The sequence below is a fragment of the Bacillus sp. FSL K6-6540 genome (assembly GCF_038007545.1).
This window is the reverse complement of sequence record NZ_JBBOXH010000001.1, coordinates 637,786-660,229: the sequence shown is the minus strand read 5'-3', so window position 1 is coordinate 660,229 and position 22,444 is coordinate 637,786. Positions and strand designations below refer to the sequence as shown.

Genomic DNA, 22,444 nt, shown 5'->3' with positions numbered 1-22,444 from the left:
TAGGAATAAGGAGCAGCTAAAAAATGACTGAGTCTGAGATTACACTTCAGGCGTTCCGTAGGTTGCGAACCAACCCTTGATCGTATCGAAATCATCCGTAAAGGACAGGGAGAGCAGCAGCAGAACGCGGGCTTGTTGAGGACTCAGGTTGTCGCCTGAAATGATGCCCTCTCCGCCGCCGTATACGCTGCCAGAGCCTGTACGGGTCGTAGTTACGAAGACCACCCCCTTTTCGATGGCTTCTTTGCGGGCGGCACTCATCTCTCTCGAGATGCCGCCTGCGCCGGTACCGGAGGTGACGATGCCTTTAGCTCCGTCTGCCACAAAGCCTTTGATCGCCCCGCCGCCGGCCTCCTGATAAGAAACCGCAATTTCGACCTTCGCCAGATCGCCTTTCGTGATTTTGCTCAGATCAAACACTGGTTTGCCCTGGCCTTCGTCTTTCATTGCACGGAGGGGAGCCCGGTAGATACGGATATTCTCGTCATCGATATATCCGACCGCGCCCAGCATAGGCGTTTCGAACGTGTCGGTGCGGTAGTCATTGGTCTTGGTTACGCCGCGTGCCAGATGAATCGTGTCATTCAGCATCAGCACCGTGCCGAAGGATTCCGTGCGGCCGCTCCCGGCAAGTTTGATGGCGTTGTACAAGTTCGCTTGGGCGTCGGAACCGATCACCGTCCAAGGTCTCATGGAACCGGTGATAACGACGGGTTTATCGCTTTGCACCGTCAGATCGAGGAAGTACGCAATCTCTTCCATCGTATCCGTCCCTGTTGTCACGACGACGCTATCGTACACCTCCAGCGCCTTGTCGACGGTCCGGGAAAGATCGTATAAATCGGCCATGGTATAGGCGCTCGACCCGGAGTTGCCGAACTGGAGCGTGCTGATATCCGCAATCTTGTCCGTATTCGGAAGCTCGCCCACCATGTCTTCAATCTTCAGCGTACCTGCCCGATAGGATTGAAAGCTGGTAGCATCCGTCGATTGGCCCGCCAAAGTGCCGCCAGTCGCAACCACCAGCACGTTCGGCTTCGCCGATTGTTTAGAGGCCTCCGACAGGGGAGGAACCGTCGTATTCCGGCCTGGCGCCGCAGGGGTTTGCACGGGTGAAATCGCACTAACCGTCCCTTTCACTTCCGTTACCGTCGCAGCATGGGCTGCATACGTCCCAACAGGCGATAAAGAAATCACAAAAGCGGTAAATGCAGCGGTACTCCATACTGCTAACGGGCGTTTCGACTTTGGTTTCATCATGGCACTCTCCTCTGATGTATATGTAATATTATATAACATAAATATGTGTTACCGTTAGAATCATTCTATTTAATGTTATTTAATATAACAAATATCACATGCAGTAGGGAAAACGTTTACAATGATAGTTTGTGGATGATAATCCCTATTAAGTTGCCTTTTTTGATAGATTTAAATAAATAACTCCAGAAATAAAAAGAGCTCATTATCAGAAGGTCAGATCATTTAAATGTTATATAATTTAACATATTGATCGGTCTGCAAACGATTCTATCCGAGCTATAAACAATAACAAGGGATAGTCCATCACCTTCCGGTCGGACTATCCCTTGCACTTGTTATCATTCATTGCGCTTGCTGGCGATTATCTTGTATAAACGCCTTCTGCTTAATCCGCCTGTCCCGGTTCCTCCACAGCCCCTGCTTCGGTGACACGGTACACCATAATTTCACCATCCACCAAGTGATAGATGGAATAAGAGTCCACCAAGTTGTTCTCGTTAAAGCTAATCATGAGCTGCGCCTTCATGCTTCCGCTATCGAGGCCCTGAACATCTACCGAAACGGCGGTTTCGAGGTAATGGTAGCCTTCCTTGCCTGGATGATCATACTGCCACGAAGTGAATCCCCCGCCTTTAGCCGTCGTCTTCGCCTCCCCAAGCTGTTGCCGGACTTCTTCCATCGTCTTGCTTATCAGCGACAGCTCTTTCAGGGAAGAAACAACATCTTCTCCCTGCTCTTTCGAGGTTGAAGCGTCTGCTTGAGAGGTTGCATTTTCCGCGGAAGGGGCCGGAACAGACGGAGATGGATCGGCTGCCATCGCTACCGATTGATCTCCTGAAGCCTCGTCACTCTCTTCCGCAGGAGCCGCCTTTTTCTTCTCTGCCGGCTCCGGCTGCTTGGTTAATTCAAGCCCTTGCACGGATGTGTTCACCGGCTCGTTCTCCACCAGGGGAGTTTCGTTGCTGCAGCCTCCGATCACCAGCACGGCCACCACTGCAATCCATATCATGCTAATCTTGTTCATTGCTCACTACTCCTTCGTTGTCTCTCCATTATGATTGGAGGTAATATGGAATTCCTTCATCATGTTATGGAAGCGTGCACCGAAGCCTTCGGAAGCCTCCAGGAAATACCGCTGCTTCACGACAAAGCTGCCGCCCTGCCCGTTATCGAACACATAATACCGTATGACCGGATCATCCCACTCTTTGCCGCCGGTGCCGCCTACCGCACGCACCTCCCAGCCTTGAATCGGTTCATCCACGAGGTTCGCCTCGACCTTCGGATACGTTTGTAGCTCTTTCTGAAGCTGCTCCGCTGCGCTCTTTGGATCAATGCCCTCCTGCGAAATTTCCATGAACACCTCCGGATAGCGGTCATCTGTTGGCTTCTCCTTCAATTCAATGCGGTCCACGCCCGATTCATGAACCATCTTAAACCGGCTCTCATCCATATAAATCACGTAATCCGCTCCCTCATGCAGCTGATCCACGCTTGTTTCCGGCATGCCCTCCAGCTCCTGTTCAACCGTCTTCTGAGGAGCGAACCATTCCTTCACCTGATCAATGAACGCTTGGACAGGCGCCGTCTGAAAGCTGACGGTCAGCACGATGGCTGCCGCAGCGGCGGTGCCCGCAATCCATCCGGCCGCTCTTCGTCCCGAACGGCGGCGTCCTTTCGACTCCCGCGGCGCAAAGGAAGTCTCCGACTCTGCAGGCTGCTGGGCTTGCTCGCTATGAATCCGCTCCTTGATCGCCATCCAAATCTCGTCTTTATGTCGCATCGCGTCATCCGTCCCCTTTTTCAGGCCGTCTGCAATCTCTTGATCCCATGGATCACGTCCCATGCTGATTCCCTCCCCTATTCTGCAGCATCCATTCCTTTAATTTCTTTCTCGCTTTGAACAGCCTGGACTTCACCGTGTTGACGTTCAGCTCCATCATGTCCGCGATATCCTTCTCGGCTACATCATTCAAATATTTCAAAATAACGGGAATCCGGTGCGGATCATCCAGCCGCTGCACCAGCTCATATACCTCGCCGTGCCGGTCAAATTCATAGGTGTCGCTCTCGGAGGGAAGATCCCTCTCCTCGGAAATTTCCGAAGGCACCATCTTCGCATGTTTCTTCAAATACCGGTTGCACTCGTTATAGAGAATCCGGTTGAACCACGGCTCAAAGGGCCTGCTCAAATCATAGGACCCCAGATTGCGGTAAACCCGGATAAACGTTTCCTGGACCACGTCGGCGGCGCTTGCCGAACTTCCGGTGACTGCGGCTGCCGTTCGAATCGCCCGATCCGCATATAACCGATACAGCTGTTCAAACAGTTCATCGCTGTACTCCGTCTTTAATCGTTGTATAAGGTCGTGTACCAAACCGTGCTTGCCTCCTTTCACTTGGCCAATCACTTACAATACCCCGGCATGCAGGCAAAAAGTTTTCGAGTACGTTATTTTTTTAGTATGTAAAAAAAGGATACCCCGATGCCGCACGGCCGAAGTATCCTTTTTCTATATTATAACCAATCATTAAGCTTGCGCCGGGATCGGTTCCATTGAATGTGCCTGATGGCTCACCGGTTCGACTTGCTCTGCCTTGCGGAGGTGCTTCTGCCCCCGCCAGCGGAAGAAAGACAACACGCCGCGCAAATACTCGTCGGCAATCATGCAGGAGTAGATGCCGATAAGACCCCATCCCATGTGTATGCCAAGCACATAGGACAGCCCGGTGGCGACAAGCCACATCGAGCCAAGGGAAATGTACATGGTGAACCTGGTATCTCCGACGGCATTGAGCGAGTTGCCGAGCGCCATGTTGAGCATTTTGCCGGGCTGGAGAATCAGGTTCATCCCAAGAAGCGATGCCCCGATCGCAACGATCGTCTTATCGTCCGTAAACAGCCCCAGCAGCTGTTTTCCGAAAACATACAGGAGGAACGCATTGACGACCACGTAAATTACCCCGATACCCAGTGCGCGGTACGCGCTTCGGTATGCCTCCCGGATCCGGCCTGCGCCGAACAGATGCGCGATCTGGATCTGAGCCGCCATCGCGATCGACGAGCCAAGCAGGAAGCAGAAGGATTCCAGCGTATTCATGTACGTACGGGCTGCCAGCTCGGCGGCACCCAGCGTTGCAATGAAGGAGTAGATGATCAGCTGCGTAAAGACCCAGCAGGACATATTGATGCCGAGCGGCCAACCGATCTTCAGGATTTCACCGAACAGCGGGCGGTCGAACACCCGGAATTCCTTCCATTTGATTCGGTATTCAAAGGAGCGCAGAAACATGTACACCAGCAAGAGAACGGCAAGCAACCGGCTGACCACCGTCGAAATCGCAACGCCGGTAAGCCCCCACTGCGGGAAGCCGAAAGCTCCGAATATAAACCCATAGTTCATAATGACGTGGATGATATTCATCCCGATAGCCACGTACATCGGCCCGCGCGTGTTGCCGGTATTGCGGATGACCGTGCTCATCGTAGCCATCATGGCAATCAATATCATTCCGCCGCCGACAATGGAGATATACGTTCCCGCAAGCGGAAGCAGATGCTCGGGCAGCTGCAGCACCGAGGCGATAGCCTCCGGCATTGCAATCAATATCACGCTGCACGCCAAGCCGATGATGGTGGTGGCGCTTACCGCCATGATGCCGATCGTTCGGGCATCCCCCGTCCGATGCGAGCCGATCTTCTGGGCAATGAGAATGCCGGCACCGCTGGCGACCGTCATGAACAGCGTCGTCATCGCCTGAAACAGCTGATTGGAGAAGCCGACCACGGCTACCGCATCGTCGGAAATCCGGCTAACCATCAATGTATCCACCGCTCCCAGCAGAAACTGCAGGAACAGCTCGATAAATATGGGCCATGCGAGAACCCATAATGTAAATTTGTTTGTGTTTTTATCCAACATTCCAACCTCCACCCATGATGTAAGGGTTAAACACAATTCATGATGAAACGGTCTTTAACCTTTTCAAATTATAGATGGTATACTGGAGTTATAATATCATTTTCCGAACGAAAACTTTCAAAATTCAAACCTCGCGAACCACGAAAGGGCTTTCTTATGACGATCCTGAATTTTACCGTTCCGCCGCTGCCGGAATACATCAATAGCGGGCTTACCCGGGCTCCGATTCACAGTGGACACCCCAACCGCAAAAACATCGGCATCTTTGATCTGCTCGTCGTTAGGAAGGGACAGCTGTATGTCACCGAGAACGGAAGTCCTTATGAGATCAAACCCGGCATGTTCCTGATCCTGCGTCCCGATACGCATCATTTCGGCACGAGGGGATGCACCGAGGAGACCGATTATTACTGGCTCCATTTCCAGACCTCCGGGGATTGGCACCCGGACGAGGCTTGCCAAGCGCCTAGAAGAGAGGAAGTTCCGGAGCTGAAGGCGATGACACCGAACTATTTTTCCGTTAACATTCCCCAGTTCGGCACCCTGCCTCAGCCGGAAAAGGCCATGGAGCTCCTGGCTACCCTGTCTTCGCTGGTTCAGTACGGTCACCAGGCCAAAATCCTGTGGCGGCAGCAGGTGGTGTTCCAAGAGCTCATCGAGTTGCTGGCCGCCGCACTGGATACGCCACTCTCCTCGCCCTCCTCCGCTTGTGCCGAACGGGCCGCAGCTTATCTGCGGAAGCATTATCGCGAGGAGTTCAAGGTACAGGAGCTCGGCGACCGCATTAACTTCCACCCTGTCTATATCGCACGCTGCATGCAGAAGGAATTCGGCTGCTCGCCGGTTGAATATTTGCAGCGCTATCGGATCGAACAGGCCAAGATGCTGCTGATGCAGACGGATTTCAGCATCAGCCGGGTCGCGGAAGAGGTCGGTTTCAATCATGCGGCCTACTTCACCTCCTGTTTCACGAAGCAGGAAGGGATCTCGCCGCGCAAATACAGGCAGCGGTTCTTCATGAATTAATTCATTTTTACGCGAAATCCAAGAAAGTGGCTTGCAACCTGGGCGGGAAGCCTTTATAATGAGAATTAACCACATGATAATGATTATCATTACCGGACAAGTGAGAATGTGTTGAGAATGTATTTACACTCAGGTTTACACGCTTTTCGCTTGAAGAGTTTATATACAAAGGAGAGCCGATTGACTTATGAAAACGACTTCCCGCCGCTGTTCTCTGCAAATGGATGATTACTTGGACCTGCTGAACCTCGCGATCCAGCTTGGAGACGTGAAGTGGCAGAAAGAAATCACCCGCAAAATGGAAATGACGCTGTCCACATTAGAGACCGCAGCTCAATAAATAACTAAGGGATTACATAATCCTGCATATAGGAAAGACACCCGATCGCTATTCCAGGCATGTCCTTGGAAAGCAGATCAGGTGTCTTTTTTTTCCGTCATCACTATCGTTTCTTCTCCGGGTTCCGGCATTCTAAATTACTTCTTCGCAAATCCATCCAAATCATGCTTCAACCGGTTGTTAAGCGCTACCAATTCGTCGTAATCGGAGATGTCCAGATTGACTTCTCCCCCCTCAACCGAATCCGAAACGTAATACACCTTGTACATCAGGGAAATCAATGCTTCCGAATCCTTCATGATGATCGCGTACTTCTCGATGTCTTCCTCCGAGAACTCCCCGTTCTCCGCATAGCTTTCCCGTATGCTGTCGGACAGAGCCAGGAACTTTCCTGCGATGGGGTTAAGCAGCTGCGAACGGACGGCTTCATCCGCTGTCTTGGAATACGCTTCGATGGCCGCCAGCTTCAGCCGCACTTCCGCAAGGCGCGCTTCATGAAGGGGCATGGATTTCAGAGCCAGAATGTCGGTGTAATGGCTCCATATTTGAAATAAAGATGTGCCCAAAATGCTTTGCAAGGTCATTTTCGTTCCCTGTTCGATTTTCTTCTGATGTTCAATCAGAAACACGGTGCAGGCCAGCACCAATGCTACCATCCATACCCAGATCCATTTCGCTGAATTCGTCATAACGCACCTCCGACTCCTCTATTTTACCATATTAGGGATAAAATGAGATGGAATATATCATAGTCTGAGGGCAAAATAAACGACCCAGTCAATAAGACTGGATCGTGCCGAATCTTTAGCTGCCTCGAATTTGGCGCCACATCGTCACCATGTCGATCCAACCGCGATGTTCGGTTATTTTACCATCGGTTACCCGATATTGACGGTACAGTGTCACATCAATGGTATTGCCTGTTGGAGAGTTTCCAAAAAACATGCCGGTATGCGTGCCTTTTACCCCCATTCTTACTAATACCTTATCCCCTTGGGCGATCATCTGTTCCACGGTATAGTGTTTATCTGGAAATGCCCCCAGTATGGTTAAGGCAAATTGTTTCAGGCCTTCTTTGGATTGATAAGAATGCTCTTGATAACCGGGCGATAAAAATTGATCCGTGCTGTCCATATCACTCTGATTCCAGAAACTCTCGATAAACGCGGATACCGTTTCCATATTGTTCTGTTCTATTGTTTTCATCATAAAACATCTCCTTTGTTCGTTGGGTTTTCCGATTGCTTTACCGTTAACATCCGCAGCTACTTTGCCTGGATTTGGGGCAGCAGCGTCCCTGTATCGAACCAACCACTGTGATTCGTAATTTCGCCATCTACGATATGAAATTCCCGGAACTGGGTAATCTGAACGGATTTGCCCGTCGGCGGATTTCCTGCAAAGCTGGCATTATGCGTTCCTGTAATAACAATTCTTGCTATGACCTTCTCCCCTTGGGCTAAGGTATCAGCTAGCATATAGTGTTGATCCTCGAAGGCTTCTGCGATCTGTTCGGCAAAAAACTGATCCGTCTGATAAATATCCCCTTTATTCCACAACTCCTCGATCTTTGCGGTCACCATTTCGATATTGTTCTGCTCTATGGTCTTCATGAAAAACATCTCCTTTGTTGGTTATTTGCATTAGGAAAGCAGGCTGATTCCTATCTCTCAAATAGAGACAATGGGATACTATCAGCTAATGCCTTATATCCTGCATCGCTAAGATGCAGATGATCGCCAAAATCATAGGCGGGAAGCAGTTCGTTTGGAGCTTCGGGATTAGCTAAGGCCTTGTCAAAGTCAATCATTCCATCGAATACATGTTGAGTACGAATCCACTGGTTCACTTCTTGGCGAACTCGTTCCTTTTCCTCCGAGTAATAATTTGCATTGCCGAACGGGGTGAGGGTGCCTATACATATGCGTACTCCTTTGGTATGCGCTTCGACAGCCACCTTCTTCATGCCCGCGATGATTTGATTCGCGGTCGCATTCCCAAGGCCGATATCGTTGATACCTTCAAAAAAAATCACGTCTGTAATTCCAGGGTGAGAGAAAACGTCGCGATCTAAACGCGAAAGCACATTTTCTCCGGCTACGGGCAGACCAACGTCTGGACCGCTCTTTAGAATCTGATTCCCGACGATGCCGGAATTAAGGACCGAAATTTCCCGGTCTGTCTTTTCCCGGACAAGACGATCATAAAACAAGTCTGGCCACCGGTGGTTAGAGCCTGCGGTAGACGTACTCCCCTCTGTAATCGAGTCGCCTAGAGCAACAATCACTCGTGAATTTCTTCCCTGGGATAATACCTCCATACCGGATACCCAACAGCAGGAGTGGGTCTTTTGCTTGAAAAATTCTGCACTGTTATCCGAAGCGTGATCCCCATCGGCGATATAGCTGATTTGGGGTGGGGAAAAATGCCAAGTAGATGTTTTAGTTGATTGAGGAACATATATGCTTATGGCTACATCCACAGCTCCACTCACGTTAAGATCCACGGGATCAGTATAGATTTCTCGTCCGGCAGGAATGATGATGATTGATATCCGTTCGAATGTGACATGTCTATCGCTTCCTGGAATCGTATACCCATCTTTATTGGAAAGCGCTAAGTTTACGCTGCCGAATACTACCTGTTCGGAACCATACAGATTGGATAACTTCAATCGTATGGTAGAGCCGGCGGTATGGGGGTGTACGATCATGCGAATCGTCTGGTTATCCAATGTATCGAAGGCGGCGAATCTTGCATCGTAGTAAGTCTGGCTTGCAAACCAGGAACCCAACCAACGTTCGCCTGCCTCTACAGTTGTTCCTGCCGTCTTCTTTATACCTGGCTGAATTGCTTTCACATGTATTCTCCTTTCCACCTAATACGTAACTAAATGGTCACGTATTAGGCGCATCGTTATACAGTCATCCGTAAAATGCACAGTTACCCATAGGATGGATCGCAGTTTAGAAATCCGTGAAGTCCTGTTACCGTAATGACATGACGCCAACAGAAAGCGACCGGGTCAGAACGAGAAACTTCTCTACAGCAGCATCAACCCTCTCCCTCAGCCCAGCATCTAATGGAACACCCTCCGCATCAAAGCCTTGCGATCCCGCTCCGATAGAAATCCACTCCGGGCTGTTAACCCCATGCAAGTTGCGCATAATACTCTGAAGATGGGTCAGCGAGCTCACCCCGACCGGTCCGCCTGCAGAGCTCACGGAAAGCACCGGTTTCCCCGATATATGACTTACATTCATGTAATCCAGGGCATTTTTGAGCACCCCTGAAATCGAACCATGATATTCCGGTGTCGCGAAGATCAATCCGTCCGCACCTTTGACTATATCCAATACATACTGGACATTCAGGCTCAGTTCCTCGTTGTCAGGCGAATAAAGCGGTAATTCCAATTCATTCAATTCGATACATGCGGCTGAAATTTGATGACCTTGCAGCAGCCTCCCGATATAGCGAAGCAATAACGTACTTGTAGCTCCTTGACGATTACTGCCCGCGATCATAACAATTTTCATATGTTTCCTCATCCTCCCTGTACTTTTTAACCACTATGGATTCTTAATCATCCAGACCTATGCTGTTTACTATGCTCTTTACTATGCTGCTTCGTCACTTTCATACCTCCCCATTCGTCCATTCAAAATGCCGTAAGCTGACAAACGATTCGTTGTATGATAATATGTGACTATACTGTCACGTTTATAATACGTTACCATTAGGTCACGTGTCAATAGCCATTTGAATTTTCTTAGCATGCTGTTAAGAAGGAGATGTCACGATTGGAAAATGAAATATTTAAAGCACTGGCGGATCCCAGCCGGCGAACTCTCTTGGATCTGCTGTATAAATCAGATGGGCAAAGTTTAAGCGAGCTGTGCGTTCCCCTTGCGATGACCCGATTCGGCGTCATGAAGCATCTTCATATACTGGAGGAAGCCGGCCTTATCACAACGAGAAAGGTAGGCCGGGAGAAGCTGCATTATCTGAATTCCGTGCCGATCCGTCAAATATACGACCGGTGGGTCAGCAAATACGCTGAGCCCTGGGCGCTGGAATTAACATCCCTTAAAAATGAATTGGAGCGTGAACCGGATATGGAACAGAAACCCCGTCATGTAAACCAGATTGCTATTAAAGCAGCACCCGAGCAAGTATGGCGCGCCATAACCGATCCAGCCAAGACATCAAAGTTCTGGTACAACTGCTCGATCCAATCCAACTGGGAAATCGGTTCGCCATTCAACCTAAAGAACCCCGAGGGCAAGGTTCAAGCAGAGGGGACCATAATAAGTATAGATCCGCCGCATAAGCTGGTTCTGAGTTGGAGGATGTTAATAACCGATGATACTGCCGGCGAAAAGCCCTCGCGCATTACGTGGGAAATCGATCCCCATGCCGAGCTTAACGGCGTAACCCTGGTAACGGTTATCCATGATGAGTTTGATCAGGCGCTGCATACGGCTAACACGCTGAAGTTAGGCTTGCCGATCGTACTGTCGGGATTGAAGACCTTACTTGAAACGGGCTCAACGCTCACTAGTCAATAGTGGCGTCAACCGTGAAAAGGGGATCGGATGTAAAATAACAGTCCCCGGTTCATATAAGAGGGAGAACCCTGCCGCTTGACGGACAAGGTTCTCCCTTCATAGACAATACCATTTTGGCGACTGGTCCTCCCAGCGTTTTTTTGAAATCATTCCTGCTGCAAGCCTGCATCCGTCTGCACCTTGATCCGGTATTCATGCGGCGAGATGCCTTCCAGCTCTTTGAAGACGCGCGAGAATTGCTTGGTGTTCTCAAACCCGACCGCTTTGCCGATGTCGGCAAGTTTCATGTCACCGTCCTGAAGCAGGTCCTTGGCTTTCGTTATTCGCAGCTTTTTGAGATAAACCACGAAATTTTCGCCCGTATGTGCCTTAAACGCTTCGCTGAAATACGAATAATTCAACGATACATAATTGCTGACCATTGCCATGTTCAGCGGCCTGTGATAATTCTCCTCCATGTAGCTGACCGCTGCCTTGATCTCGGAATGCTCGCTGTGGGCGGAACGGATCCCTTTCACATATTCGTTCACGTGCAGCAGCAGATGCTCCAGATTCCTGAAATACGTATGGAAATGACGGTAATTGTCCATCGTCCCAACCTTGCGGTACAGCTTCAACACTTCCACCATGGAGTCTCCGTACACGCGGAACACTTCGTCCAGCACCCGTTCATTAATCCGTTTGCTGACAAACTCCAAATAATCGATGGCCACATGGGGCATGTCATCGATATGGAAAATGTCCAGCAGCAGCGCCTTGATCTCCCGTTCCCGTTCCGTGCCGAGCATGTTGCCGAGCTTGCGGATATTCTCTTCCGGCACCGGGTACGTGTTCAGCTCCCCTTGAATGTCATCATGGCTCATCAGTTTGACGTTGGGGTGAATGAACGTATAACTCAAAGCGGTCAGCGCCTGGTTGTAACAGCTCCGAATATCCTCGAACCGGAAGCCTTTCCGGCTAATTCCGACGAAGAGCCCGTCCATCTCCCGCTCGGTAAACTGCCGTGCCAGCTTCTCGAATTGTCCGTCCGGACTGCCGATGAGCACGACCCTCCCCTTACCGTCCAGGAAACACGCATTGATCCGCCCTTCCACCGAAGCCGTCATGTTATCAATCAGCTGCTTCAGCTCATCTTTGTTCATGGAGTTGCCGTCTTCGTATTTGTATTTCATCACCGCTACCCGAAATGGCTTTACGAAGGAATCAAATCCGATTTCAGCCGCGGCAGCCTCCGGCTCCCCATTCACACCTTGGGGCCGCTCCAGGAGTTCCTTCAGCCGATGGGTCTGCAGCTGTTGAAGATATGCGTCACTGGCCGCCATGCGGTCATGCAAGTCCGCTTGCCGGATCAAAACTTCTTCTGTCTTTCGGAGGGCAGCGAACAGTTCGTCCCGTCGAATCGGCTTAAGAAGGTACTCTTTCACCTGGTACCGGATCGCCGCCTTCGCATATTCAAAATCGTCATACCCGCTAAGAATCAGAAAGACGGGTTTAACGCCCAGCGGACCCTCCCGTTCGGCCAGTGCCTCGATCAGGCGTATTCCGTCCATGACCGGCATCCGGATGTCCGTAATGACGATATCGGCCGGTTGTTCGTTGTAGGCTTCCAGCGCTTCCTGCCCTTGGGCAGCCAAACGGATCTCGTATTGATCCGGGAACTCCCGTTCAATCATCGTTTTCAGGCCATACCGGATATTCTTCTCATCATCCACGATCATCAGACTTCTCATGTCCACTGCCTCCTCCTGTTAACAGCACTTTAGGGAATGTCATGGTCACCTGCGTAAACTTCCCCTCTTCGCTCTTCACTTCGATTCCATATTCATTCCCGTAGAACAACCGGATTCGCTGGTGAACGTTTCGAAGCCCGATTCCACCGGCCTGCACGCCGCCGCGCCCATAATCTCCCGAAGGGAGCTCCTCGTCGTCCGCCGTTCGCAAAATCTCGCCTAGCCTTCCCAGCCGATAAGGCTCGATCCCGATTCCGTTGTCCGTGACGTTAATCGTAATCTGGTCCTCTTCCCATGCGATGACATCGATCTTGACCTGCTTCTCCTGATCCGGGAACTCCGGCCAAGCATGCTTGACGGCATTTTCCACGATAGGCTGCAGCGACATTTTCAATACCTCGAGTTCCATGTATTCGGACGGAATGTTGAGTTCAAGCCGGATCGGCTCGTCGAACCGGATATTCATCACATCGATATAGTTGCGGATATGGCGAATCTCATCCCTCAGCTTGACGTACTCTCCCGACCATTTGAAGTTATAACGCATCATTCCGCCTAGGGAGGTCAGCGCGTCCGAAATCGTCCGCTGTCCCTCGATTTCGGCCAGCATTTTAATATTTTCGAGCGTGTTGTATAGGAAATGGGAATCGATCTGGCTGTGCAGCGTGCGCAGCTCCGCCTCCTTGGTCACCGCCTGCTTGCGAACCCCTTGGGCAATCAGTTCATTGATGGTGCGGATCAATTTGTTAAAATGATGCGCCAGTTCGCCCACCTCGCCGCCGCCCCGGATCGCAATGGCCGCGGTAACCTCTCCCTTGCGGACTCTCTTCATCGTTTCCGTTAAACGACGCAGGCTCTTCAGGATAATGGAATTTAAGTAATACGTAATAATCGACAACAGAATGATCAGCACGACGTTCGCGGCTATAATCTGTCCCTGGGCCTTGGATACGTTATTCAGCGCCCCTTCCAGGGAAACGACATTCAGCACGTGGGCATGAAGCCGCTCCATCGGCGTCGCAATCAGCAGGAACGAGGAACCCTCCAGGCTGAACCTGGCATGCATGGTCTCCTCGGAGTCGCCCGTCTGCAGCTTCAGCTTAGCGAATTGAAGCTCCACCTCGTCCCGGAGTCCCTCGTGACTGGTCATGAACGATTGGCTTCGATCCATGAACAGCTTCCCTTCCTGATCCACGATGACCATCTGCGAGCTGTCATCCACGATACCGGCAAAGGTCTTCGGAGCAAAATACTTGAGCAGCATATCCACCTGAATCACGCCGCTGTAATTCCCGTTATGGACTTGGCGGATCAAGGACACCTTCGGCTGCTCTTCGGACACGTCGGCGGCGTAGCGCTGCAGAATATCGGGATCGCGGTGGTTGAATACCCACATCTCCCCGCCGTCCAACTCCTTGACCTTGGGAAACCACGGCTCGCTTGCGATCCGTTTCTCATGGAAAATGATCGGCCACATCTCCGTCACGTTCGAATTGTTGGTGTATAACCGAAGATGCGTAATATTCGGATTATTGGTTTGGATCCGTTGTATGTCCTTGAAAGGCCCCCATGCCAAATCGATTAGCCATGCCGGCTCAGGCTCTTCATTAATCCTAAGATAATCCTTGATCCCGTCGTCCGAAATCGCCAGCTGTGCGGCCATTTCGATCGCCTCGATCTGGTTCAGCATGTTCATCTTCTCGATTTCCAGCAGGAACGAGTTCTGGTTAAGCGCATCGCTGATATAGGTATCCCGAATCTGCTTGAAAAAATAATTCGACACGATCATGCTCGGAATCAGCAAAATCAAAATATAGGCAGCAACCAAACGGCTCTGCATCGACCTGCGGCCAATCCAATAGGTAAACGATTGTATAAGCGATGCCATTCGTTTCATCATGACTGTCACATCCCGTTTCATGAAATAACCGTAACCGAGTCCTGGATGGAAAGGCAGCATCAGCCGATCGGATACCATCCTATATTAGCTCGTGATGCGACAAAAGGCACCCTATTTCGACAAAATCGATCATAGGGTACCTTGCGCCTGCATTCTGTTTTTTTCGCGCTCGAGCCAAAATCCTTAGTTCAGGAATTCCTCAAGCTTCTTGACGTTCTCTTCGTATTCTTTCTGTCTGTATTCCTGAACTTTCGCGAATCCGAGCGATTCGCGCTTCGCTTGGTAATCGTTCCAGATCTGATCGAACTCGGCATCCGTTTTGGCAAAGATCAGCTTCGGCAGGATTTTGCCCCACTCGTTCATGACCTTGTCGTTAATGATGCCTTCCTCGGAGCTGGCATCCGGATCCAGCTGATCGAATTGCGAGAAGCTCTGGGTCTTGCCGCGGGTCCAGTCTTCCATCTGCTTGAACGGCTCCACGGCCGGAGGCGCCCAAGCCGGCGTGATGTTGGTATCCATCATCATCCAGAAGGTGTGGGATGCTCCGTACTTCTTGTCGAATGCGCCGCGGTCGCTGTTCAGCAGCTCTGCAACCTCAGGCAGGAATTGATCTTTACCGTCAATGGTATCCCATGTCACGCCTTTTTCGCCCAAGTAGGTATCACGCTGGCCTTCTTCGGAGATCAGGTAATCCAGGAAGCGAATGGCACGTGCTTTGTCTTTTACGTTCTTGGAGATCAAGGTTACCGTCCAGCCGGAGATCGAAGGACCCGACAAAGTCGGCTGATCCAGATTGGAGTTAGCCGGTCCGTCCACCGCGATGTACACGGAGTTCGGATCGTTTGCATACAGCGCGTTCTGCTGGTTCGCCATATCGCTGCGTTGGTACAGCATCGCGAAATAGCGGCCCTGTGCGATTTTTTCTTCCATCTGCGGACGTTTATCCACGAAAATATCCTTGGACATCAGACCTTTTTCATTCGCCATACGGAACGTCTTCAACCATCTTACATATTCCGGATCCGTGCTGCGGTCATACAGTTTTCCGTCTTTATCCTGCGGAATGGCGAGGAAGTTCTGCAGGTAGCCCTCAAGGGAGCTGTTGCCCTTCTCATGGAAATCATGCAATCCGAACGGAATAAGCGGCTGTCCGTTCACGTCCGGGAACATTTTCTTGGCGTCCTCAAGCGCTTTCAGGAAACCTTCCGGCGTGCGCATATCCGGGCTTCCGAGTGCCTCATACATGTCTTTGCGGACCAGGAACGTTTGGTTGGAGGTAATGTTATCGCCAAACTTCTCATAGTCCTTCGGTGAAGAGGAGGCATTCGGATAACCGTAAATATTGCCGTCATCCTTGGTGTACCACGACACCTTCGCAGGGTCGGTTACTTTATAGAAATACGGATCGTATTGGTCGGCCAGTTCGTTCAGCGGCAGAACGAGGTCGCCTTCGATCATTTTTTTGACAGCGTCTTCATACCATCCCAGCGTAATAAAATCAGGCAGTGTGCCGGAAGCGATCATCGTATTCATCTTCTCGGCTTCGTTCCCGGCCGGTACGATGAAGTTGACGTTAACCCCCGTCTTCTTCGTTACGTATTGCGACGTAATGTCCTCGCCCCATTTGTTCGGGAACCAGGCGAAGTTGATGTACCAATCAAACGTAATCGGGGAGGTATCGACTTCCCATCCCGGCTGATCCTGAGTCAGCTTTACTTCTTCTGCCGGTTTGTCTTCCTCTTTTTCCGACGCGTTATTGTCACCGCCGGACGAGCATGCTGTTGTAAAGGCCATGACCAGTGCGAACATCAACAACAGAAGGCTCTTTGGCTTAAGCATCTTGCTCATGTGTTTACCCCTTTTCTTATTTAAAAATATGATTATATAGAACTCCCGCCGAATTAGGCAAGAGAAGCTACCTGTAAGATTTCCCCTCCCCCGGGTCTCCCCGGGAGATGGAAAGGAAGGCTAACAACGAATCCTGTGAATCAACCTTTAATGGAGCCGATCATCATCCCTTTGACGAAGTATCGCTGCAGGAACGGATAAACGAATACGATCGGCGCCGTCGTTACGACCATGGTCGCCATTTTGATCGATTGGGAAGTGACCGTCTTGGCTACGCCGCCCGGCACCTGGGCCATCATCTGATTGGAGCTCGATTGAGCAACGACCTTATACAGGTATGTCTGTATCGGCTGCAGGTCGGTATTGTTGATATAGATGACGCCGGTGAAATAGTCGTTCCACTGATAAACTCCGTGAAATAAGGCGATCGTTGCGATAACCGGCATGGATACCGGCAGCACGACCCGGAGGAAGATCGACCAGTCGTTGGCCCCGTCAATCTTCGCCGCCTCCTCCAGACCGTCCGGAATTTCCCGGAAGAAGGTCATGAAGATGATGAGGTCAAAGAAACTGAACATGGCCGGTATGATGTACACCAGGAAACTGTCGAGCATATTCAAATCCTTGATCAACAGATAGGTTGGAATCAGCCCGCCGCCGAAAAACATCGTTACCGTTCCAAGCAGAATATAGAATTTGCCGCCGATCAGACCCTTCCGCGAAAATGCATAAGCGACCATCGCGGTGAATAGGACGTGGATGAACACGCCGATCACGGTTTTGGCTACGGTGATGCCCATCGCCGTCATGATGCCGGAGCTCTGAAACACCGCGCTGAAATTCTCGAGGCTGAACATCCGCGGCCACCAGTAGATTCCTCCGCGCATGGCGTCCTGCCCGTCATTGAAGGCATTTACCAGCACGTACCAGATCGGGTAGATCGTCAGGAAGCATACGATCAGCATGCCGAAGTTGTTGAATATATCAAAGAAGGCTTCGCCTTTGGTTCTGCGTTTAAGCATGGTATATCATTCTCCCTTCTCGTTAGAACAGCGAGGTGTCGTTCAGTTTTTTGGTCACCCTGTTCGCAATCAACAGCAGGATGATCGCAATGACGGACTTGAACAATGCGACGGCTTGCGCGTAGGAATAACGTCCGTTCTGCATCCCGGTGTGGTACACAAAAATATCGATGACGTTGCTCGCGCTTTCGTTCAGCGAATTCCGGAGCACCAAAATCTGATCGAAGTTGGAGTTCAGCACACCGCCGACCGCAAGGATGAAGAGGATGGATATGGTCGACTTGATGCTTGGCAGCGTGATATACCACATTTTCTGAAACCGGCCGGCGCCGTCAATCGTGGAGGCCTCGTACATTTCCGGCGAAATGCTGGCAATGGCCGCCAGATAGATGATTGCAGACCACCCGAGCTCCTTCCAGATATCCGAAGTGATAATGATTCCCCAGAAGTATTTCGGCTCGGCCAAATACGTGATCGGCTCATCGATAATATGCAGGGCCAGCAAGATATTGTTGATGATCCCGATATCCGCAAGCCAGGTCATCAGAATGCCGCCCAGGATGACCCATGACAAGAAGTGAGGCAGATAAGAGATCGTCTGGATCGTTCGCTTGTAGCGAACCGACCGGATCTCGTTCAGGAAGAGCGCAAAGATAATCGGAAGCGGAAATCCGATGAACAGCTTCAGCAAGCTGATCCCGAGCGTGTTCCGCATGACGTTGGTAAAGTCCTCGTCCGAGAAAAATTCCTTAAAATGCGCAAGCCCTACCCAGGGAGCTTCGCCGATGGATTTGACGATGTTGAATTCTTTGAATGCAATGATGACACCGTACATGGGAATGTAGTTGAAGATGATCATCCACACAACGCCGAGCAGCGCCATAATTTGAAGATGTCGTTGGCCGTAGAGCTTTCTGAGCCACCTTTTTCTGTCAAGCTTCCTCTTATCCTGCACAGAAGGCTCCATCGAGGGACCGACACCGGTTTCGGAAACGTCGGCATGAAGTTGATTTTGCATGGTTATGACCTCCAAGTTGATCCTATCATTTTGAAAACCCTTACATTCTCTATATTTCTATTGTAAATCGTACATGGTCTGCATGTAAGGTTTCAGATTTCGTATCAAGGGGCTCATTTTTCGGGTAAACAACGGCAAGAACGAAAATTGCGCCCCCCAAACGAAATATCGTTCCCATTCCTGACCGGGACACAAAAAAAAGGCATGAACAGCAGCCGCCTCAGTAGCTGCCATTCATGCCTTCTCTCTTGGATGATTTACTGCCCCAAGCCGATTCTCTGATCGGCAAGGCTTCCATGTCATCCTTGTTCTAACGTATATCAAACGGTTTCCCCGTTATTCCTCTTTGTCTTCCTCGCGCTGTTCCTGTTTGCTTTCGTGTTCCTGCTGGTATTTCTCACGCATCAGCTTCTGCATGATGAATTTCTCCTGATCGTTCAAGCCGCCTTGGTTCTCCTGAATGATCATGTTGTCGATGTTACGCTTCAGTACCTCGGTTTGCGTGTTCAATACATTTCACTCCTTTGAATTTTGCGTCCCTTATGCTGCGAAATCATTCTGACCCAGAATGTAAGGGTACACGTATTACTAACCATTCTCCTTCCAATGAAACAGAAATAGACGGATTTACCATAAAATCCGAAGGTAGCTTCAAGAAGAATTAGTGTTTGCCCAGCGCTTTCTCTAGGTATTAGCTGCTATTTGCGCTCGATCTGAATCCCCTTAGCAAGAGATTTCTGTTGTTTATTGGTATTAACTAGCTGCGGCAGGCTTCTCGTTTCCTTGACCATAGGGGAATGACACAAATGGCATACCGGTTCCGTGTCGAACGCAAAATCGTCCCGCATCCACCCTTTGCAGTCTTCCTTCGTGCATGCCCACACTTCCGTTATTTCCTCAGGAATACTCTCCATCGAGTTTTTACGCGAATACATGAACGCTCCTCCTTATTCTCGTCTTAGAAAATAGAAACGCCGTATAAAAGAAAACTGCCCTTAATGTCGCACATTAAGGGCAGTCTTCAATTGTAATTACAATTTAACAACGTTCTCAGCTTGTGGTCCACGGTTTCCTTCAACGATGTTGAATTCAACGCGTTGGCCTTCGTCAAGCGTTTTGAAGCCGTCGCCTTGGATCGCGCTGAAGTGAACGAATACATCGTTACCGCCTTCAACTTCGATGAAACCAAAGCCCTTTTCAGCATTAAACCATTTAACAGTTCCTGTTTGCATGGGGGAATCCTCCTTGATATATATTTACATGACCTTTTTTCTTCGCAGACGGAATAAAAAAATTCACATATTGCACAAGGTTACCAGAAATGACAACCCTCTACAATATGTGAATTCAGGTCGATTTCGATATTCATATCTTAACACATTTGAACGACGATAGCAAATACCTAAGCAAAAGATTCTGCGGAAAAATTAAAGTTGTCTTCTTCGGCATCATTCCGATTAAGCACGAGCAGGCATATATAACTCCCGTCATATCCCGGGAGTTATATATGGAGCAGGAATTATACGAACAACCCTCGTTACTTCCGCAATTCCTCAAGCGTTTCCTTCCACCGTTCCAACGCTTGATCCGGCTCGTGAAGCTGAAACCTGATAGCCGACGTAATATCCGCATACTTCGCGATATCCTCGCGAACGGCGACGACCTCGGCATCGAAACGCTGCCGCGGATGCCGGGCATCGGGCAGATCGGGAAGCGCCTGGAGGCGCAGCCGAACATAATGAGCCGCTCCATCATGAATGGCTACCAAGGTAGCCTGTCCGGACCGAAGGAGATTGCCCGTCGTAACCGTCCCCTGCCATAATGCAATCCGAAGCCGGTTCCGGTCCAAGGCCAGAACCTCCCCTACGCTGAGCATGGCCGTATTCGGCCATCCATCTTCCGTTACGCTCAATAGCAGCATCGCTTCGTATTGCTTCGACTCCAGATCGGAGCCGTCCAGCCATCGGCACAATCCTTCTGATATTGCCGCCTGTTCCGTCACAGCACCATCTCTCCTTCACCTTATCCATTTAACGCGCTTCGGTAAATTCCAGCCAATCCAGCTCGATGCGGCCCTTATTCACCATGAACACCAGATCCACGGGGCCTTCCTCAATCGGCATCCCCCCGGCCAGCCTATGAACGTGCCACTGTCCTTCGCCCGTGCCCGACAAGGAAATGGCTTCAGGCTCCCGATCCCCGACCTGCAGCATAATATCCACCGCACCCTCCGGAATCAGGGCCCGAACATCCAGATGAAAGATGCCTGCGCCAGCGCAAAGCGCATCATAAGCAAGCCAATCGCCCTCCCGGAGCTGCACGCATACCAGGTTATCCTCTGCCCACGGCTTGCCGCCTTCCGAAGCGTAGCTCGGCTTCTCCGCCTTGCCCGTCATCATCCGCATCGGAACGCCGTCAGAAATGCGGAAGCCGATATTCTGGCTGGCCTTCTTCTCGACATGATACGAAACGCCCTCGCCCCGATACCCGTAAAACTCCGCCGGAATCTGAATGGGCAGCCGACGCAGCAGCGACCGGGCTACGTTCGGGTAGGCATCGCAGGCTTCCAGCGGAAGACGGTCCAGGTATTCGCCAAGAATCGCTTCCGCTTCGGCTGGAGACGGCTTCTCACCGCCTTCCAGGTAACCCGTCAGCTTATCCCAGCCTTCCGGCATGCGGATCGAGAACGGCGAATTCCGGGTGTTCATCTTCTTCCAGGTCCAGAAGTTCCAGGATATGTTATGGTCCTCGAACATCCGGAAGGCCCCCGTATACCACTGCGGGTTGTTCTCCCCGCCTTCGCCCATGAAGATCGGCACATTCCACTCCTCGCGCAGATCGATATACTTCTGAATGCTCTCCGTGTCGGGATTGTTCCAATATTTATGGAACTGCAGCATCAGGTTATCATCGAATTTATCGTCAAAAATACTCCAGTCCGTGGACCAGTGCACGCCTTCCAGAATGATCATATGACGCTTGTCCACTTCGCGTATGGCCGCGGTGATTTCCTTATACAGCGGCATCACCCGGTCATTGTACTCGCTGAACCAGTCGGGCAGCGGTTCGTTAAGCAGGTCGTAACCGGCAACGATCCACTCGTCTTTATATCGTTCCGCCAGCATACGCCACAGCGCCACGGTCCGCTCCGCGTTCAGCCGATCCGTGAACAGCTCCGGCAAATCCCGCTCGGAATCGTCGATATTGGCGCCGGTCTGCCCGCCGGGCGCGCCATGCAAATCCAGAATAACATACAGCGAATACGTCCTGCACCAATCGATCACTCGATCGATGAGCCTCAGATGGCCTTCATGATAGGCAAACGGCGGATGCTGCCCTTCCTCCATGATAAACCTGGCATTGATCGGCACCCGGATGGAATTGAAGCCTTCCGCGGCGATCTGCCGGATATCGGCTTCCGAGATATACCGATCATAATAGGTCTCCCAGAATGCGGCCGCCTTCTCTTCGCCGATCAGCTCCCTGATCATGCCTTCGATGCGCCGCGGGCGGTCTCCCTGCTCCGGCATCTTCCACATGTAGCCTTCCGGCAGCAGCCAGCTGCCAAGCCCGACCCCCTGCAGCAGAATTTCCTGCCCGTCCCCATTCACCACGCGTTTGCCGTCCGCCTTAACGAAACTGCTTACCAAAGGATTTCTGCTATCATTCATATTGGCATTCCCTCGCTTCCATGTCTGTAACGAATGTAATTGACCTCGAACTATCAACGACGACATTCCACCCATAGGCCAAACATCAAACAAAATATAACATGTCATACAGGGCAATAAGCCTCATTCCGA

General features: G+C 50.8%; 23 protein-coding genes. 3 read left to right on the top strand and 20 right to left on the bottom strand.

What is annotated here, in order from left to right; genetic code table 11:
- Positions 1-39: 39 nt before the first annotated feature.
- The 5 genes from MHH82_RS02835 to MHH82_RS02815 form a co-directional block, all read right to left on the bottom strand.
- Positions 40-1,260 (bottom strand): asparaginase, encoded by a 1,221-nt coding sequence (locus MHH82_RS02835; protein WP_340963073.1) that lies wholly within the window; start codon positions 1,258-1,260, stop codon positions 40-42.
- A 388-nt stretch (positions 1,261-1,648) separates the two neighbouring features.
- Positions 1,649-2,287: a hypothetical protein gene (locus MHH82_RS02830; RefSeq protein ID WP_340963071.1), complete on the bottom strand. Its 639-nt coding sequence runs from the start codon at positions 2,285-2,287 to the stop codon at positions 1,649-1,651.
- A 6-nt stretch (positions 2,288-2,293) separates the two neighbouring features.
- Positions 2,294-3,109, bottom strand: a complete 816-nt coding sequence (locus MHH82_RS02825; RefSeq protein WP_340963068.1) for a hypothetical protein — start codon at positions 3,107-3,109, stop codon at positions 2,294-2,296.
- Entirely contained in the window at positions 3,099-3,641 is a 543-nt protein-coding gene (locus tag MHH82_RS02820) for an RNA polymerase sigma factor (protein ID WP_096774695.1), read from the bottom strand. Before MHH82_RS02820 ends, MHH82_RS02825 begins: the two co-directional genes overlap by 11 nt.
- Positions 3,642-3,794: 153 nt before the next feature.
- Entirely contained in the window at positions 3,795-5,186 is a 1,392-nt protein-coding gene (locus MHH82_RS02815) for an MATE family efflux transporter (protein ID WP_340963063.1), read from the bottom strand.
- A 156-nt stretch (positions 5,187-5,342) separates the two neighbouring features.
- Between MHH82_RS02815 and MHH82_RS02810 the strand changes: the two genes are divergently transcribed.
- Both MHH82_RS02810 and MHH82_RS02805 read left to right on the top strand, forming a co-directional pair.
- Positions 5,343-6,212 (top strand): AraC family transcriptional regulator, encoded by an 870-nt coding sequence (locus MHH82_RS02810; protein WP_012818752.1) that lies wholly within the window; start codon positions 5,343-5,345, stop codon positions 6,210-6,212.
- A 187-nt stretch (positions 6,213-6,399) separates the two neighbouring features.
- The gene (locus MHH82_RS02805; RefSeq protein ID WP_009591875.1) at positions 6,400-6,552 is read left to right on the top strand and encodes a hypothetical protein; all 153 of its coding nucleotides are present in this window, start codon (positions 6,400-6,402) and stop codon (positions 6,550-6,552) included.
- 137 nt (positions 6,553-6,689) lie between these two features.
- On the opposite strand, the gene MHH82_RS02800 is transcribed toward MHH82_RS02805, so the two are convergent.
- The 5 genes from MHH82_RS02800 to MHH82_RS02780 form a co-directional block, all read right to left on the bottom strand.
- Entirely contained in the window at positions 6,690-7,241 is a 552-nt protein-coding gene (locus MHH82_RS02800) for a hypothetical protein (RefSeq protein ID WP_340963059.1), read from the bottom strand.
- 115 nt (positions 7,242-7,356) lie between these two features.
- A complete protein-coding gene (locus tag MHH82_RS02795; RefSeq protein ID WP_340963057.1) occupies positions 7,357-7,761 on the bottom strand; it encodes an ester cyclase in 405 nt (134 codons plus the stop codon).
- Between the two features lie 56 nt (positions 7,762-7,817).
- Positions 7,818-8,165, bottom strand: a complete 348-nt coding sequence (locus tag MHH82_RS02790) for an ester cyclase (protein ID WP_012818749.1) — start codon at positions 8,163-8,165, stop codon at positions 7,818-7,820.
- Between the two features lie 50 nt (positions 8,166-8,215).
- Positions 8,216-9,412, bottom strand: a complete 1,197-nt coding sequence (locus MHH82_RS02785) for an SGNH/GDSL hydrolase family protein (RefSeq protein ID WP_251500771.1) — start codon at positions 9,410-9,412, stop codon at positions 8,216-8,218.
- A 127-nt stretch (positions 9,413-9,539) separates the two neighbouring features.
- Positions 9,540-10,091 (bottom strand): NADPH-dependent FMN reductase, encoded by a 552-nt coding sequence (locus tag MHH82_RS02780; protein WP_340963053.1) that lies wholly within the window; start codon positions 10,089-10,091, stop codon positions 9,540-9,542.
- 264 nt (positions 10,092-10,355) lie between these two features.
- Between MHH82_RS02780 and MHH82_RS02775 the strand changes: the two genes are divergently transcribed.
- Positions 10,356-11,123, top strand: a complete 768-nt coding sequence (locus tag MHH82_RS02775; protein WP_340963051.1) for an ArsR/SmtB family transcription factor — start codon at positions 10,356-10,358, stop codon at positions 11,121-11,123.
- 146 nt (positions 11,124-11,269) lie between these two features.
- On the opposite strand, the gene MHH82_RS02770 is transcribed toward MHH82_RS02775, so the two are convergent.
- From MHH82_RS02770 to MHH82_RS02725, 10 genes are all read right to left on the bottom strand, one after another.
- A complete protein-coding gene (locus MHH82_RS02770; RefSeq protein WP_012818745.1) occupies positions 11,270-12,853 on the bottom strand; it encodes a response regulator in 1,584 nt (527 codons plus the stop codon).
- Positions 12,828-14,831 (bottom strand): cache domain-containing sensor histidine kinase, encoded by a 2,004-nt coding sequence (locus MHH82_RS02765; protein ID WP_340963048.1) that lies wholly within the window; start codon positions 14,829-14,831, stop codon positions 12,828-12,830. Before MHH82_RS02765 ends, MHH82_RS02770 begins: the two co-directional genes overlap by 26 nt.
- Positions 14,832-14,936: 105 nt before the next feature.
- On the bottom strand, positions 14,937-16,601 hold the full coding sequence (locus tag MHH82_RS02760) for an extracellular solute-binding protein (RefSeq protein ID WP_340963045.1): 1,665 nt from the start codon (positions 16,599-16,601) through the stop codon (positions 14,937-14,939).
- Positions 16,602-16,741: 140 nt separating this feature from the next.
- Complete coding sequence (locus MHH82_RS02755) at positions 16,742-17,623, bottom strand: carbohydrate ABC transporter permease (RefSeq protein WP_145040051.1); 882 nt, start codon at positions 17,621-17,623, stop codon at positions 16,742-16,744.
- A 22-nt stretch (positions 17,624-17,645) separates the two neighbouring features.
- Positions 17,646-18,641 carry an ABC transporter permease gene (locus MHH82_RS02750; protein ID WP_012818741.1) on the bottom strand — a complete coding sequence of 332 codons (996 nt, stop codon included), beginning with the start codon at positions 18,639-18,641 and terminating at the stop codon, positions 17,646-17,648.
- 336 nt (positions 18,642-18,977) lie between these two features.
- On the bottom strand, positions 18,978-19,151 hold the full coding sequence (locus MHH82_RS02745) for a hypothetical protein (RefSeq protein ID WP_009591843.1): 174 nt from the start codon (positions 19,149-19,151) through the stop codon (positions 18,978-18,980).
- 188 nt (positions 19,152-19,339) lie between these two features.
- Positions 19,340-19,576: a cold-shock protein gene (locus tag MHH82_RS02740; RefSeq protein WP_012818739.1), complete on the bottom strand. Its 237-nt coding sequence runs from the start codon at positions 19,574-19,576 to the stop codon at positions 19,340-19,342.
- Positions 19,577-19,672: 96 nt separating this feature from the next.
- Entirely contained in the window at positions 19,673-19,873 is a 201-nt protein-coding gene (gene cspD / locus MHH82_RS02735; RefSeq protein ID WP_006207896.1) for a cold-shock protein CspD, read from the bottom strand.
- Between the two features lie 305 nt (positions 19,874-20,178).
- Positions 20,179-20,643, bottom strand: a complete 465-nt coding sequence (locus MHH82_RS02730; RefSeq protein ID WP_012818738.1) for a pyridoxamine 5'-phosphate oxidase family protein — start codon at positions 20,641-20,643, stop codon at positions 20,179-20,181.
- Positions 20,644-20,671: 28 nt separating this feature from the next.
- Positions 20,672-22,312, bottom strand: a complete 1,641-nt coding sequence (locus MHH82_RS02725) for a glycoside hydrolase family 5 protein (RefSeq protein ID WP_340963037.1) — start codon at positions 22,310-22,312, stop codon at positions 20,672-20,674.
- Positions 22,313-22,444 lie beyond the last annotated feature (132 nt).